The sequence below is a fragment of the Pseudomonas sp. stari2 genome, from assembly GCF_040760005.1.
In the GTDB taxonomy this organism is placed as follows: domain Bacteria; phylum Pseudomonadota; class Gammaproteobacteria; order Pseudomonadales; family Pseudomonadaceae; genus Aquipseudomonas.
In genome coordinates, this window is the sequence record NZ_CP099760.1 from 5946164 (window position 1) to 5961399 (window position 15236).

General features: G+C 61.3%; 13 protein-coding genes. 10 read left to right on the top strand and 3 right to left on the bottom strand.

The window, feature by feature from the left end; genetic code table 11:
* Positions 1-33: 33 nt before the first annotated feature.
* The gene (gene bioB, locus NH234_RS27330; RefSeq protein ID WP_085731680.1) at positions 34-1089 is read right to left on the bottom strand and encodes a biotin synthase BioB; all 1056 of its coding nucleotides are present in this window, start codon (positions 1087-1089) and stop codon (positions 34-36) included.
* 91 nt (positions 1090-1180) lie between these two features.
* On the opposite strand from bioB, the gene NH234_RS27335 reads away from it, so the two are divergent.
* The 5 genes from NH234_RS27335 to rarD all read left to right on the top strand — a co-directional run bounded on the left by NH234_RS27335 (position 1181) and on the right by rarD (position 6763).
* A complete protein-coding gene (locus tag NH234_RS27335; RefSeq protein ID WP_367254932.1) occupies positions 1181-1921 on the top strand; it encodes a ComF family protein in 741 nt (246 codons plus the stop codon).
* Between the two features lie 58 nt (positions 1922-1979).
* The gene (locus NH234_RS27340; RefSeq protein ID WP_367254934.1) at positions 1980-2744 is read left to right on the top strand and encodes a TOBE domain-containing protein; all 765 of its coding nucleotides are present in this window, start codon (positions 1980-1982) and stop codon (positions 2742-2744) included.
* Positions 2745-2816: 72 nt separating this feature from the next.
* Positions 2817-4718 (top strand): PhoX family phosphatase, encoded by a 1902-nt coding sequence (locus tag NH234_RS27345; RefSeq protein ID WP_085731677.1) that lies wholly within the window; start codon positions 2817-2819, stop codon positions 4716-4718.
* A 116-nt stretch (positions 4719-4834) separates the two neighbouring features.
* Complete coding sequence (locus tag NH234_RS27350) at positions 4835-5809, top strand: serine/threonine protein kinase (protein ID WP_367254936.1); 975 nt, start codon at positions 4835-4837, stop codon at positions 5807-5809.
* Positions 5810-5875: 66 nt separating this feature from the next.
* Positions 5876-6763, top strand: coding sequence for an EamA family transporter RarD (gene rarD / locus NH234_RS27355; RefSeq protein ID WP_367254938.1), 888 nt, complete (start codon positions 5876-5878; stop codon positions 6761-6763).
* Positions 6764-6986: 223 nt separating this feature from the next.
* On the opposite strand, the gene NH234_RS27360 is transcribed toward rarD, so the two are convergent.
* The gene (locus tag NH234_RS27360; protein ID WP_085731674.1) at positions 6987-7505 is read right to left on the bottom strand and encodes a glycine cleavage system protein R; all 519 of its coding nucleotides are present in this window, start codon (positions 7503-7505) and stop codon (positions 6987-6989) included.
* Positions 7506-7959: 454 nt separating this feature from the next.
* Between NH234_RS27360 and NH234_RS27365 the strand changes: the two genes are divergently transcribed.
* Positions 7960-10137, top strand: a complete 2178-nt coding sequence (locus tag NH234_RS27365; RefSeq protein ID WP_367254940.1) for a malate synthase G — start codon at positions 7960-7962, stop codon at positions 10135-10137.
* A 71-nt stretch (positions 10138-10208) separates the two neighbouring features.
* Here the strand turns inward: NH234_RS27365 and NH234_RS27370 are convergent, their stop codons facing one another.
* Positions 10209-10655 (bottom strand): response regulator, encoded by a 447-nt coding sequence (locus NH234_RS27370; protein ID WP_085731672.1) that lies wholly within the window; start codon positions 10653-10655, stop codon positions 10209-10211.
* Between the two features lie 254 nt (positions 10656-10909).
* On the opposite strand from NH234_RS27370, the gene NH234_RS27375 reads away from it, so the two are divergent.
* The 4 genes from NH234_RS27375 to NH234_RS27390 all read left to right on the top strand — a co-directional run bounded on the left by NH234_RS27375 (position 10910) and on the right by NH234_RS27390 (position 15152).
* Positions 10910-12850 carry a putative nucleotidyltransferase substrate binding domain-containing protein gene (locus NH234_RS27375; RefSeq protein WP_085731671.1) on the top strand — a complete coding sequence of 647 codons (1941 nt, stop codon included), beginning with the start codon at positions 10910-10912 and terminating at the stop codon, positions 12848-12850.
* On the top strand, positions 12847-13554 hold the full coding sequence (locus tag NH234_RS27380; RefSeq protein WP_085731670.1) for a PolC-type DNA polymerase III: 708 nt from the start codon (positions 12847-12849) through the stop codon (positions 13552-13554). Before NH234_RS27375 ends, NH234_RS27380 begins: the two co-directional genes overlap by 4 nt.
* A gap of 111 nt (positions 13555-13665) precedes the next feature.
* Complete coding sequence (locus NH234_RS27385; RefSeq protein WP_085731669.1) at positions 13666-14184, top strand: RNA polymerase sigma factor; 519 nt, start codon at positions 13666-13668, stop codon at positions 14182-14184.
* Entirely contained in the window at positions 14181-15152 is a 972-nt protein-coding gene (locus NH234_RS27390; protein ID WP_085731668.1) for a FecR domain-containing protein, read from the top strand. The genes NH234_RS27385 and NH234_RS27390 overlap by 4 nt, the downstream gene beginning before the upstream one ends.
* Positions 15153-15236 lie beyond the last annotated feature (84 nt).

The following is a 15236-nucleotide window of genomic DNA, read 5'->3' on the forward strand; positions in this document are numbered from 1 at the left end:
GCTGCCCGAGGCAGCGCCTGAAAGAACGGACGATCAGACTGCCGCGTTGTAGAACTGCTCGCTGCTCTTCTGCTCCACCAGCGCCTGCTCGATGGCGGCCTGATGCACTTCGTCGGCATGTTCTTCGCGGGCTTCCGGCTGAATGCCCAGACGTGCAAACAGTTGCATGTCCTTATCGGCCTGCGGGTTGGCGGTGGTCAACAGTTTGTCGCCGTAGAAAATCGAGTTGGCGCCGGCGAAGAACGCCAGGGCCTGCATCTGCTCGTTCATCGCTTCGCGGCCGGCGGACAGGCGCACGTGGGATTGCGGCATGAGGATGCGTGCCACGGCAAGCATGCGGATGAAGTCGAACGGATCGACGTCGTCGGCGTTTTCCAGCGGTGTACCGGCCACTTTCACCAGCATGTTGATCGGCACCGATTCCGGATGCTCCGGCAGGTTGGCCAGCTGGATCAACAGGTTCGCGCGGTCATCGAGGGACTCACCCATGCCGAGGATGCCGCCGGAGCAGATTTTCATGCCGGCATCGCGCACGTAGGCCAGAGTCTGCAGACGCTCGCTGTAGGTGCGGGTGGTGATGATGCTGCCGTAGAACTCCGGCGAGGTGTCGAGGTTGTGGTTGTAGTAGTCGAGCCCGGCCTTGGCCAGCGCTTCGGTCTGATCTTGATCGAGTCGACCGAGGGTCATGCAGGTTTCCAGGCCCATGGCTTTCACGCCTTCGACCATCTTCAACACGTACGGCATGTCCTTGGCCGACGGATGCTTCCACGCCGCGCCCATGCAGAAACGGGTCGAACCGATGGCTTTGGCGCGGGCAGCCTCTTCGAGGACTTTCTGCACTTCCATCAGTTTTTCTTTTTCCAGCCCGGTGTTGTAGTGACCGGACTGCGGACAGTATTTGCAATCTTCCGGGCAGGCGCCGGTCTTGATCGACAGCAGGGTAGAAACCTGGACGCGGTTGGCGTCGAAATGCGCGCGGTGCACCGTCTGCGCCTGGAACAGCAAGTCGTTGAATGGCTGAACGAAGAGTGCTTTGACTTCGGCTAAAGACCAGTCGTGACGCAGGGTGGCAGTGGTGCTGGCGCTCATGGGCGATTCCTTGGTTATGCTTGGCTTGCGCCTGGGGAAACGGAATACCCACAGGCACGACACGGATGTTCGGCATATTTAAGGAAGAGACATGCACTGTCAACCACATCAAGATAGACCGGTTTACATCTGGTTAAATAACAACCAACACTGTTTGCTGTGCGATGAGCCGACGGAAACCGAAACACCTCTCTGCGTGGCTTGCGAAACCGATCTGCCCTGGTTGAGCGATCAATGCGTAACGTGTGCCTTACCACTGCCCGCTACGGGTCTGACGTGCGGTGGCTGTCTCAAGGATCCGCCCGCCTTCGAACACGTGGTGGTGCCCTGGTCCTATGGCTTTCCGGTGGACAGCCTGATCACCCGCTTCAAGCACAACGCGAAATGGCCGATTGGCCGCCTGCTCGGCGATGTTCTCGGGCAATACCTGCAACATCGCTTCGACGAAGGTCTGCTGCGCCCGGACGCTTTGTTACCAGTGCCATTGGCGAACAAGCGTCTGCGCCAACGTGGATTCAATCAGGCGGCAATGCTGACGCGGTGGCTCAGCGAGCAACTGGATCTGCCCTGCGAAGAAAATGTCCTGCGCCGTATTCAAGACACCAGCGCCCAGCAGGCACTCGACGCCAAGGCGCGCAAACGCAACCTGCGCAACGCCTTCGACCTCTTGCCGGAAGCTCATGTACAAGGCCGGCATCTGGCCTTGGTCGATGATGTGCTGACCACCGGCGCCACTGCTCAGGCATTGGCCCGGCTGCTGGTGGACGCAGGCGCCACGCGGGTCGACGTCTACTGCCTGGCCCGAACACCGAAACCTGGCGACGCGGCTTGACTCACACGCGCCAAGCGGCCAACTTCCTCCTCCATCAACCCAGCACAAAGCACCCGACATGTCCTTGCCTTCCCTGTTGTCCCAGCACATCGTCCGCCGCCCGCAGCGCATCGCTTTGCTGCAACACATTGCCGAACAGGGCTCGATCACCCGCGCCGCGAAAAGCGCGGGCCTGAGTTACAAGGCGGCGTGGGATGCCATCGACGAGCTGAACAATCTGGCGCAGAAACCCTTGGTCGAACGGGCTGTCGGCGGCAAGGGCGGCGGTGGAGCGAAACTGTCCAGCGAAGGCGAACGGGTGCTGCGTCTTTATCAGAAGCTGCAAGCCTTGCAGGCACAGGTGCTGGAAGCCGCCGAAGACGCCAGCGATCTGGATTTGCTCGGCCGTTTGATGCTCAGGACCAGCGCGCGTAACCAATTGCACGGCAAGGTCGTCAGCATCGAGCATCAGGGCCGCAATGACCTGATCCGCCTCGAACTGGCCGAAGGCCTGTGCATCGACGCGCAGATCACCCACGACAGCACCGTGCATCTGGAGCTGCAACCGGGTACCGAAGTCGTGGCATTGATCAAGGCTGGCTGGCTTGAATTGTTGGGCAGCGGACAGGCTGCAACATCTGGTCACAATCTTCTCGAGGGCACCCTCGAAGCAATTCTCGACGCCGAGGACGGCCCCAGCGAAGTGCGCATCGCCCTGCCCAATGGCCAGACACTCTGCGCCCTGGCTGAGCCACTGCACCTGCGCACCCACAAACTGACCGTCGAACAACCGGTGCAGGTGCAGTTCTCGCCGTCCAATGTGCTGATCGGCACGCCGCTTTAGCACGGGCTCCTGCAACAAAAGCGTCATCGCCTCTCATTAAGGTGGCTGCCAAAACCAAGCAGGAAGCCTGATGTGAGCCTATTAGAAGAAAACCAATCCACTGACCTGGAAAAAATGGTCGGCCTGAGCCGTCGCGGTTTCATCGGTGCCGGCGCGTTGTGCGGCGCGGCGATGTTCCTCGGCGGCAGCCTGTTGAGCCGCAGCGCGCTGGCCACCGGTGTCAGCGCCGGTAACAGCCGCCTGCTCGGCTTCGACAGCATTCCGGCCGCCACCACCGACGTCATCAGTCTGCCCAAGGGCTACAAGTCATCGGTGCTGATCAGCTGGGGTCAGCCCCTGCACAAGAACGGCCCGGCCTTCGACCCGAGCGGCAACGGCACCGCGGCTGCACAGGAAGTGCAGTTCGGCGACAACAACGACGGCATGAGCCTGTTCGCCTTCCCGGACGACAAGAATCGCGCCCTGATGGCGATCAACAACGAATACACCAACTACCGCTACCTCTACCCCCATGGCGGCCAGCCGCAATCGGCGGAAGACGTGCGCAAGGCCCTGGCCTGCGAAGGCGTGTCGGTGATCGAAGTGGCGCGCAAGAACGGCCAGTGGCAGTTCGTTCAGGGCTCGCGTTACAACCGCCGCATCCACGGCAACTCGCCGCTGCGTATCAGTGGCCCGGCTGCCGGCCATGAGCTGATGAAAACCAGCGCCGACAAGCACGGCAAGAAAGTCCTCGGCACCTTCCAGAACTGCGCCAACGGCAAGACCCCGTGGGGCACTTACCTGACCTGCGAAGAAAACTTCACCGACTGCTTCGGCAGCAGCAACGCCCAGCAGCAATTCAACCCGGCGCAGAAACGCTACGGCGTGACAGCCGCCAGCCGCGAGATCAACTGGCATCCGTTTGATCCACGCTTCGACATGGCGAAGAACCCGAACGAGATCAACCGCCACGGCTGGGTGGTGGAAATCGACCCGTTCGACCCGCAATCGACCCCGGTCAAACGCACCGCCCTCGGTCGTTTCAAACACGAAAACGCCGCCCTGGCCGAGACCGACGACGGTCGCGCCGTGGTGTACATGGGCGACGACGAACGCGGCGAGTTCATCTACAAATTCATCAGCCGCGACCGCATCAACCACCGCAACGCCAAAGCCAACCGCGACATACTCGACCACGGCACCCTGTACGTGGCGAAGTTCGACGCCGGCGACGGTAACCCCGATCACCCGAAAGGCCAGGGCCAGTGGATCGAGCTGACCCACGGCAAGAACGGCATCGACGCCAGCAGCGGTTTTGCCGATCAGGCCGAAGTGCTGATTCACGCGCGTCTCGCCGCCAGCGTGGTCGGCGCCACGCGCATGGACCGCCCGGAATGGATCGTGGTCAGCCCGAAAGACGGCCAGGTTTATTGCACCCTGACCAACAACGCCAAGCGCGGCGAAGACGGGCAACCGGTGGGTGGGCCGAACCCGCGCGAGAAAAACGTCTACGGGCAGATTCTGCGCTGGCGCACTGATCGCGACGATCACGGTTCGAAGACCTTCGGCTGGGATCTATTCGTGGTAGCCGGCAACCCGAGCGTGCACGCCGGAACGCCAAAGGGCGGCTCGTCGAACATCACCCCGCAGAACATGTTCAACAGCCCGGACGGCCTCGGTTTCGACAAGGCCGGACGGTTGTGGATCCTCACAGACGGCGATTCCAGCAACGCCGGGGACTTTGCCGGAATGGGCAACAACCAGATGCTCTGCGCCGATCCCAAGACGGGCGAGATTCGCCGGTTCATGGTCGGACCGATCGGTTGTGAAGTCACCGGGATCAGTTTCTCGCCGGATCAGAAAACCCTGTTCGTCGGGATTCAGCACCCGGGCGAAAACGGCGGTTCGACCTTCCCCGAGCATTTGCCGAACGGCAAGCCGCGCTCTTCGGTGATGGCGATTACCCGTGAGGATGGCGGGATCGTCGGCGCCTGATTCTGCGACGCGCTGATCGTTCCCGTGCCCTGCACGGGAACGATCCCACTCAAGACACCCCGTCTGCGCTACCATGCTGGGCCGGACGCGGCAGCCTGCCGCGCGCAGGAGTCAGCATGGCCCACCCGTTTGAAACCCTCACCCCAGACCTCGTGCTCGATGCCGTCGAAAGCATCGGCTTCCTGAGCGACGCGCGCATTCTGGCGCTCAACAGTTACGAAAACCGCGTCTATCAGGTCGGCATCGAAGACTCCGAACCGCTGATCGCCAAGTTCTATCGCCCGCAGCGCTGGACCAACGAAGCGATTCTGGAAGAGCACCAGTTCACCTTCGAACTGGCCGACGTCGAAATCCCGGTGGTGGCGCCATTGGTCCACAACGGTAAAACCCTGCACGAACACGCCGGCTTTCGTTTTACCCTGTTTCCCCGTCGCGGCGGCCGAGCGCCGGAGCCGGGCAATCTCGATCAGCTGTATCGCCTCGGCCAGTTGCTCGGGCGCATGCACGCAGTCGGCGGAACCAAACCGTTCGAGCACCGCGAAGCGTTGGCCGTGCAGAACTTCGGCCATGCCTCGCTGAACACTTTGCTGGAAGGCAACTTCATCCCCAAAAGCCTGTTGCCGGCCTACGAGTCCGTCGCCCGCGACCTGCTCAAGCGTGTGGAAGACGCCTACGCCGCCACGCCGCACCGGAACATCCGCATGCATGGCGATTGCCACCCCGGCAACATGATGTGCCGCGACGAGATGTTCCACATCGTCGACCTCGACGACTGCCGCATGGGCCCGGCGGTGCAGGACATCTGGATGATGCTCGCCGGCGACCGTCAGGATTGTCTCGGACAGCTGTCGGAATTGATGGACGGCTACAACGAATTTCATGACTTCGACCCGCGCGAACTGGCGCTGATCGAACCGCTGCGCGCCCTGCGCCTGATGCATTACAGCGCGTGGCTGGCCCGGCGCTGGGACGATCCGGCGTTCCCCCGCAGTTTTCCATGGTTCGGCAGCGAACGATATTGGGGCGATCAGGTATTGGCGTTGCGTGAGCAACTGTCGGCGCTGAACGAAGAGCCGTTGAAGCTTTTCTGACACGACACGTCTATACAACTGCCCGTACAATCGCTGCTTTGTTAGCTGCCTAAGCAAGGATTCTGCATGCAAGCCGCCAACCCGCGTCGCGGGTACATTCTGGGCCTCAGTGCCTACATCATCTGGGGATTGTTCCCGCTTTACTTCAAAGCCATCGCCGAAGTGCCGGCAGTGGAAATCATCATTCACCGGGTGCTGTGGTCGGCGCTGTTCGGCGCGCTGCTGTTGATGGTGTGGAAGCACCCCGGCTGGTGGCAGGAACTGCGCGACAACCCGAAACGCCTGGCGATTCTCGCGCTCAGCGGAACCTTGATCGCGGCCAACTGGCTGACCTACGTCTGGTCGGTGAACAACGGCCGGATGCTGGAAGCGAGCCTCGGTTACTACATCAACCCGCTGGTGAATGTGTTGCTGGGCATGCTGATTCTGGGCGAACGCCTGCGGCGCATGCAGTGGCTGGCGGTCGGTCTGGCAACGGTCGGCGTGGCTCAGCAGGTGTGGCAGGTGGGAAGTCTGCCGTGGGTGTCGCTGGTGCTTGCGCTGACTTTTGGTTTCTATGGGCTGATCCGCAAACAGGCACCGGTCAAGGCGCTGCCGGGGCTGGTGGTGGAAACCTGGATGCTGGTGCCGATCGCCCTCGCGTGGCTGCTGTTCAACCCGACCGCAACCAGCGCCCAGGCCGAGTTCTGGACTACGTCCGAAGCCTGGTGGCTGGTCGCTGCCGGCCCGGTGACGCTGGTGCCGCTGGTGAGCTTCAACGCCGCCGCGCGGCATCTGCCTTACACCACGCTCGGCTTCCTGCAATACCTGGCGCCAACGCTGGTGCTGCTGCAAGCCGTGCTGCTGTTCGGTGAGCATTTGTCGTCCAGCACGCTGATCGCCTTCATGTTTATCTGGGCCGGTCTGGCGGTGTACAGCGTCGATGCCTGGCTAACGCTGCGCCGTCGCAGCTGATCAAAAAACGCACAAACCTCCACAGGCCACGGTTCTCGTGGCCTGTATCGTTCCTTCCCAAGGTTATCCACAGCGTGATCCCCGCCGTTTGTGCGCAAGTCACTGAATGCTGGCGGTTTTTTGATCAATCTTCGCCAAGCCACGGCAGGTGTGGCCTGGCGGTCAGTCTCTACAGGTTATCCACAGGCAGGTGCACGTTTAAACTGGATAACCCGATCCGTCTTCACAGATCGGTGCGCAGCACCAATTCCACCATCAAGTCATCGGCCAGGGTTTCCAGGCGCGATTGCAGCACATCCAGCGACAGGGTCAGTGGCACCGCCAGGATCGCCTCGGCGTGGAACAGCGGCTCGCTGCTCATCGGCGCCGGGCGTACTTCGGTCACCAGCCGTTCGAGATTGACGCCCTGCTCGCTCAGCAGCCGGGTGATGTCACGCACGATGCCCGGCCGGTCGTTGCCCACCAGTTCCATGGCGATAGGTTTCCAGGTGCACGCCTGTTCAATCCCGCTTTCGGCCACCAGCACACGAATGCCCTGCGTCGACAGCGCTTGTAAGGCATCGACTAATTCGTCGTAAGCCTCTGCTGGCACGCCGACCCGCAAAATCCCGGCGAACTGCCCGGCCATCCGCGACATGCGGCTTTCCAGCCAGTTGCCGCCGTGTTCGGCGATGCATTGGGCGATGCGCTCGACCTGACCCGGCTTGTCCGGCGCGAAGACGGTGAGTACGAGGTGATCCATGGCGCAGCCCTCTTGTCATGACTTTTGTTATAGAAAAGCAAGTATAGGCAAGCGTTCGACAGACGCCTCAGACGCTCGAGATCACAAATCGTGTACAACTTTTTATATTTAGCTGGAACAATCCAATGGTTTTTTGAGAACATCCCGTTCCGCGCCGTGACCGCAATGCGTCATGGGGTCGCAGAACGACGTAATTAGTCTGATTTTCACAACCGCAATGCATCATGTAGTATGCCGCAGCGCGCACTACATAACGTTGGATCGATGTCTGCCCAAGGCACGTTCGCAACCCTGAAAGCCCCGTCAGCAAGGCCCCCAAGCCGTTGATTGGTCCCAGCCCAGCCGCCAGCGATGGCATGTACTGGTCGAGGGGTTTGTGGTTTAAATGGCCAGAGGCTTCATTGTTAAATTGAAGAGCTGAAAAGCGAAATAGCTGAGCAGAGTGAGGCAAGCAATGACTGAACACGTTCAAGTCGGTGGCCTGCAGGTCGCCAAAGTCCTGTTCGACTTCGTGAACAACGAAGCCATTCCCGGTACCGGTCTCACCGCCGACAAATTCTGGGAAGGTGCCGACAAGGTCATTCACGACCTGGCGCCGAAGAACAAAGCCCTACTCGCCAAACGCGATGACTTCCAGGCCCGTATCGATGGCTGGCACCAGACCCGTGCCGGTCAGCCGCACGACGCCGTGGCCTATAAAGCCTTCCTGCAAGAGATCGGTTATCTGCTGCCAGAAGCGGCTGATTTCCAGGCAACGACGCAAAACGTCGATGACGAAATCGCCCGTACCGCCGGCCCGCAACTCGTGGTTCCGGTGATGAACGCCCGCTTCGCCCTCAACGCCTCGAACGCCCGCTGGGGCTCGCTGTACGACGCCCTGTATGGCACCGACGCCATCAGCGAAGCCGGCGGCGCGGAAAAAGGCAAAGGCTACAACAAGGTGCGTGGCGACAAAGTCATCGCCTTCGCCCGTGCGTTCCTCGACGAAGCAGCGCCACTGGCGGCTGGCTCTCACGTCGATTCCACCGGCTACAAGATCGCTGATGGCAAACTGGTCGTCACCCTCAAGGGCGGCAGCAGCAGCGGCCTGCGCAATGATGCGCAACTGATCGGTTTTCAGGGCGACGCCAATGCGCCGATCGCGATCCTGCTGAAGAACAACGGTCTGCATTTCGAAATCCAGATCGACGCCAGCACCCCGGTCGGCCAGACCGATGCTGCCGGCGTCAAAGACATCCTGATGGAAGCGGCACTGACCACCATCATGGACTGCGAAGACTCCGTGGCTGCCGTCGATGCCGACGACAAGGTTGTGATCTACCGCAACTGGCTGGGCCTGATGAAGGGCGACCTCGCGGAATCCGTTTACAAGGGCGGCCAGACGTTCACCCGCACCATGAACCCGGACCGCACCTATACCAAGGTCGACGGCAGCGAACTGACCCTGCACGGCCGCTCGCTGTTGTTCGTGCGCAACGTCGGTCACCTGATGACCATCGACGCGATTCTCGACAAGCACGGCAACGAAGTGCCGGAAGGCATCCTCGACGGTCTGGTGACTTGCCTCGCGGCGATGCACAACCTGAGCGGCAATACCTCGCGCAAGAACACCCGTACCGGTTCCGTCTACATCGTTAAACCAAAGATGCACGGCCCGGAAGAAGCGGCGTTCACCAACGAGCTGTTCGGTCGCATCGAAGACGTGCTGGGCCTCAAGCGCAACACCCTGAAAGTCGGGATCATGGACGAGGAGCGCCGCACCACGGTCAACCTCAAGGCCTGCATCCAGGCCGCCAGCGAGCGTGTGGTGTTCATCAACACCGGCTTCCTCGACCGCACCGGCGACGAAATCCACACCTCCATGGAAGCCGGCCCGATGGTGCGCAAGGCCGACATGAAGGCCGAGAAGTGGATCGGCGCCTATGAGAACTGGAACGTCGATATCGGTCTGAGTACCGGCCTGCAAGGTCGTGCACAAATCGGTAAAGGCATGTGGGCGATGCCCGATCTGATGGCAGCGATGCTCGAACAGAAAATCGCTCACCCGCTGGCCGGCGCCAACACTGCCTGGGTTCCGTCGCCGACCGCCGCTGCGCTACATGCGCTGCACTACCACAAGGTCGACGTGTTCGCCCGTCAGGCCGAGTTGGCCAAACGCGCCCGCGCTTCGGTCGATGACATCCTGACCATCCCGCTGGCGGTCAACCCGACCTGGACACCGGAGCAGATCAAGAACGAACTGGACAACAACGCCCAGGGCATTCTCGGTTACGTGGTGCGCTGGATCGACCAGGGCGTGGGTTGCTCGAAAGTGCCGGACATCAACGACGTCGGCCTGATGGAAGACCGTGCAACGCTGCGTATCTCCAGCCAGCACATCGCCAACTGGCTGCGCCACGGCATCGTGACCGAAGCGCAAGTGATGGAAAGCCTCAAGCGCATGGCGCCGGTGGTGGACCGTCAGAACGCCAACGACCCGCTGTACCGTCCACTGGCCCCGAACTTCGACAGCAACATCGCCTTCCAGGCGGCGGTCGAACTGGTGATCGAAGGCACCAAGCAGCCGAACGGCTACACCGAGCCGGTCCTGCACCGTCGTCGTCGCGAGTTCAAGGCTGCCAACGGCCTGTAACCTGCGCTGATGCCGGACATGAAAAAGCCCTGATCTTTCGATCAGGGCTTTTTTTGTTTGCGCCGGATTGGCTAAGGTTCGATGCCCAGCTCATGTCTGACGAGACCGAGCAATTTGGCGGTATCAATCGGCTTGAGCAGAAAGTCCACCACGCTCAAATGCATCGCCGCAATCGCATCCTTCACGTCCGCATCACCCGACACAATGATGATCGGCATCGCCGCCCGTACCGACTCGCGCACATGACGAATCAGGTCCAGCCCACCGACATTGCCCATCCGCAGATCGGTGATCACCAGCCCGATGGAAGGTTTTTCCTCGATCATCTTCAGCGCGGATTCGCCGCTGGCCGCCGTCATGCAACGAATGCCATCCAGCCCGAGGATCTCCGACAGCAACTCGCGGGCGTCCTTGTCGTCATCAACGATCAGTACCCGCTGCGGCGGCAGGTCGGGTTCCAGCATGACGGCGCTGAGCGCTTCCCGCTCGGCGTCGCTCAAAATATCGTGGTCGGACATGGCGTTCTCTACGTTTTCAAAATCGATCCCCTGGCACAGTGGTCAGACATCGCTGGGCAGAGCTTCAATGTGCACTTCGTCGGATTTTTTTCCAAGGGGCGAACCCGAGAATTTCCGACTGTTTGTGTAGGGCATATCCGAAAACTACCCAACGGCACGCCAAACCTAGACTTACGTCCAATGGGCACCCCGCGCGCCGGGGTCGACCATGGCTGCAACGATCCAATAACAACAATTCGAAAAAGACTGCGGTAATGGTTATGAGTAAAGCGGACGCCTTCACCCAGGCAGGGAAAACCGCGGTGTTGCAAAACATTCAGGGCACGTTGCAATTCCTCCAGCGCTTCCCCCCTTTCAATCAGATGGAACACGCCCACCTGGCCTATCTGGTGGAGCAGTGCCAACTGCGCTTTTACGGTCAGGGCGAAAGCATCATCAAACCCGCCGACGGGCCGGTCGAACACTTCTACATCGTCAAGCAGGGCCGGGTGGTCGGCGAGCGTCCGCACACGGCCAAGGGCGGTACCGAAACCACCTTTGAAATCACCACCGGCGAGTGCTTCCCCCTCGCCGCGCTGCTCGGCGAACGGGCGACACGCACCGAACACCTGGCCGGCGAGGACACCTTCTGCCTGCAACTGAACAAACTGGCGTTCATCAAGCTTTTCGCCCTCTCCAACACCTTCCGCGATTTCGCCTTGCGCGGGGTCAGCAGCCTGCTCGATCAAGTCAACCAGCAGGTCCAGCAGAAAGCCGTGGAGACTCTCGGCACCCAGTATTCGCTGAACACCCGCCTCGGCGAATTGGCCATGCGCCATCCGGTGACGTGCAGCCCGACCACTCCGTTGCGCGAAGCGGTGAAGCTGATGCACGAGCAACAGGTCGGCAGCATTGTCGCGGTGGATGAACACAAGGCGCCGCTGGGGATTTTCACCCTGCGTGACCTGCGCCATGTAGTGGCGGAAGGAGTTGGTGACTTCAGCGAACCAATCGAACGCCACATGACGCCCTCGCCGTTCTATCTGTCGCCGGATCACAGCGCCTTCGACGCAGCAATCGCTATGACCGAGCGGCACATCGCCCACGTCTGCCTGGTCAAGGATCAGCGATTGTGCGGCGTGGTTTCCGAACGGGATCTGTTTTCGCTGCAACGGGTCGATCTGGTGCACCTGGCGCGAACCATCCGCAGCGCCCAGCGGGTTGAACAACTGGTGACCCTGCGCGGCGAGATCGGCCAATTGGTGGAGCGCATGCTGGCCCACGGCGCGTCTTCAACCCAAATCACCCACATCATCACCCTGCTCAACGATCACACCGTGTGCCGGGTGATCGAGCTGACCCTCGCCGAGAAAGGCGACCCCGGTGTGCCGTTCAGTTGGCTGTGCTTCGGCAGCGAAGGCCGGCGCGAGCAGACCCTGCACACCGATCAGGACAACGGCATTCTGTTCGACGCGCGGGATGCGGCCCATGCGGCAGAGATTCGCGGCAAGTTGCTGCCCATCGCCCAGCAGATCAATAACAGCTTGGCGCAGTGCGGCTTCACCCTGTGCAAAGGCAACGTCATGGCCGGCAATCCGCAGCTGTGCCTGTCCCGTGCCGAGTGGGCCCGGCGCTTTGCCGCATTTATCCGTGAGGCGACGCCGGAGAACCTGCTGGGCTCAAGCATCTATTTCGACCTGCGGGTGGTCTGGGGCGATGAACAGGGTTGCGAGCAACTGCGCCGAGGGATTCTCGATCAGGTCGGAGACAATCGTCTGTTCCAGCGGATGATGGCCGAGAACGCCTTGCGCAACCGCCCGCCGGTGGGGCGTTTCCGTGAGTTCGTGCTGACGAAAAAGAACGGCGAGAAAGCCACGCTGGACCTGAAGATCCAGGGCCTGACACCCTTTGTCGACGGTGCACGTTTGCTGGCGCTGGCCAACGGTATCGACGCCAACAACACCCTCGAACGCTTCCGCCAGTTGGTGGAGAAAGAAGTCATCGATCGACTGGATGGCGCCGCGTACGAAGAGGCTTACCACTTCATCCAGCAGACGCGCATGCAGCAGCATCAACTGCAGACCCGGGAAAACCTGCCGTACTCCAATCGTGTCGATCCCGACAGCCTCAATCATCTGGACCGGCGCATCCTGCGTGAATCCCTGCGCCAGGCTCAGCGCCTGCAAAGCAGCCTGACCTTGCGGTATCAGCTATGAGCCTGTTTTCGTGGCTGCGTCCGGCCAGCCCCGTTCTACCGGAAAATCTGCGACAACGCCTGATGAAACTGCCAGCGATCGGCGAACTGAGCGAATGCAGCCTGCGCGAACAGCGTTGGGTGGTACTGGATCTGGAAACCACCGGGCTGAACCTGAACAAGGATCGGGTGGTGTCGATTGGCGCGGTGGTGATCGAGGACGGCGCCATCGACTTCAGCCAGCAGTTCGAACGCACCCTGCAGTGTCGCGAACTCAAACTCAGCCCCAGCGTGCTGATCCACGGACTGGGGCCGAATGCGATTGCCGCCGGCAGCGAGCCGGCCGAGGCGCTGCTCGAGCTTCTGGAGTTTATTGGCGACAGTCCGGTGCTGGCGTTTCATGCGCCGTTCGATCAGCACATGTTGGGCCGGGCGGTGAAAGAACATTTGGGGCACAAGTTGCAGCAAGTGTTTCTGGATGTCGCCGATATTGCACCGCTGGTTTGTCCGCAAGCGCATATTCGCGAAGCGGGTCTGGACGAGTGGATCAACTGGTTCAAGCTCGAAGTGTTCGAGCGCCACCACGCCAGCGCCGACGCACTGGCCACGGCGGAACTGGCGTTGATTCTGTTCAGCCGGGCACGGCAGCAGCAGATTCACAGTCCATTGAATTTGCAGCAACGCCTGAGCCAGTGGAAGCGCCGCCAGCAGACGCATTCATTCTGAGTCCCGGGTTGTCTCCCGACAACCCGACCGGTGGCCAATTGCTAACCATTCCCACCTCTGCCACAATCGCGAACAATTCTCGTTGGTTAACATTTCCCAGTCGGTGCCTTCGTGTCGTCAGCCCAAAGCCCTCACAGTGAGCTCGTCGGTGCGTTGTACCGCGACCATCGCGGCTGGCTGCTGGCCTGGCTGCGGCGCAACGTGGCCTGCCCGCAACGCGCCGAAGACCTGAGCCAGGACACCTTCGTGCGCCTGCTCGGTCGCGAGGAACTGCTGACACCCCGCGAGCCCCGGGCCTTTCTGGTGGCGATCGCCAAAGGCCTGCTGTTCGACTACTTCCGTCGCGCGGCACTGGAACAGGCTTATCTCGCTGAGTTGATGCTGATCCCCGAAGGCGAGCAGCCTTCGGTTGAAGAGCAGCAATTGATCCTCGAAGACCTCAAGGCCATCGACCGCCTGCTCGGCCAACTGTCGACCAAGGCTCGCGCCGCTTTCCTTTATAACCGTCTCGACGGCCTGACCCATGCCGAGATCGCCGACAAACTCGGCGTGTCGGTGCCGCGCGTACGTCAGTATCTGGCCCAGGGTATCCGCCAGTGCTACATCGCCCTGTACGGTGAGCCGACATGAATCCGGCCAGTTCCAGACCGGTGCCGGCTCACGTGCTGGACGCGGCAATTGCCTGGCAATTGACCCTCGATTCCAGCACGCCACTGGAGCGCGAAGAGTTCGCCAAATGGCACGCTGCCAACGAAGAACACGCCCGGGCCTGGCGCCAGTTGGGCATGCTAGACCAGCGTTTCAGCGTAGCCAGCGGCCCGGCCCGCAGCGCGTTGCTGCAATCGCGCGAAGGTATCCGTCGCCGGGTGCGCAAACTCGGCAGCGGTCTGGCCAGTGTTGTCGCGGTGGTCGGCCTGTCGCTGTTTGCCGCAGAACACTATCTGCCGCTGGATTACTGGCTCGCCGACCAGCGCACGGCTACCGGTGAACAACGCACCGTACGGCTGGCGGACGGCACCGTGATCAATCTCAACACTCACAGCGCCGTAGATGTGCGGTTCGATGACGAGCAGCGGCTGATCGTGTTGCAGGAAGGTGAAATCCTCATCGAAACCGGTCACGGCGATGCACGACCGTTCATCGTCGAAACCCGCGAAGGCCGAATGCGTGCGCTGGGCACTCGGTTTCTCGTCAAGCGCGAAGAACAGGGCACGCGCCTGAGCGTGCTGCAGTCGGCCGTCGCGGCGCATCCGCAATCCGATCCGCAGGAACAGATCCTGCGCGAAGGCCAGCAAGTGCTGATCCGCGACAACGGGTTGGACGCGGTCGTCGCGCTCAACCCCGGCGCCGATGCCTGGACCCGCGGCATGCTGGTGGTGGACAACGCGCGTCTGGAAGACCTGGTGCACGAACTCGGCCGCTATCGTCGCGGCCATCTGGGCATTACGCCGGAAGTCGCCGACCTGCGCATCACCGGCAGTTTCCCGCTGCACGATACCGACAAGGCGTTGAGCGCCCTGCTCCCGACCCTGCCGGTGCAGATCGAGCAGCACACGCCGTGGTGGGTCACCGTGGCCAAGGCTGATCCGAAGCCCTGATACACCGCGTTACCTGCTCGCCCCCCCATGAAAACGGACTTTCTGCTGACTTGTGCAGCGATGTCGTTCGTTAATCGAAATTAT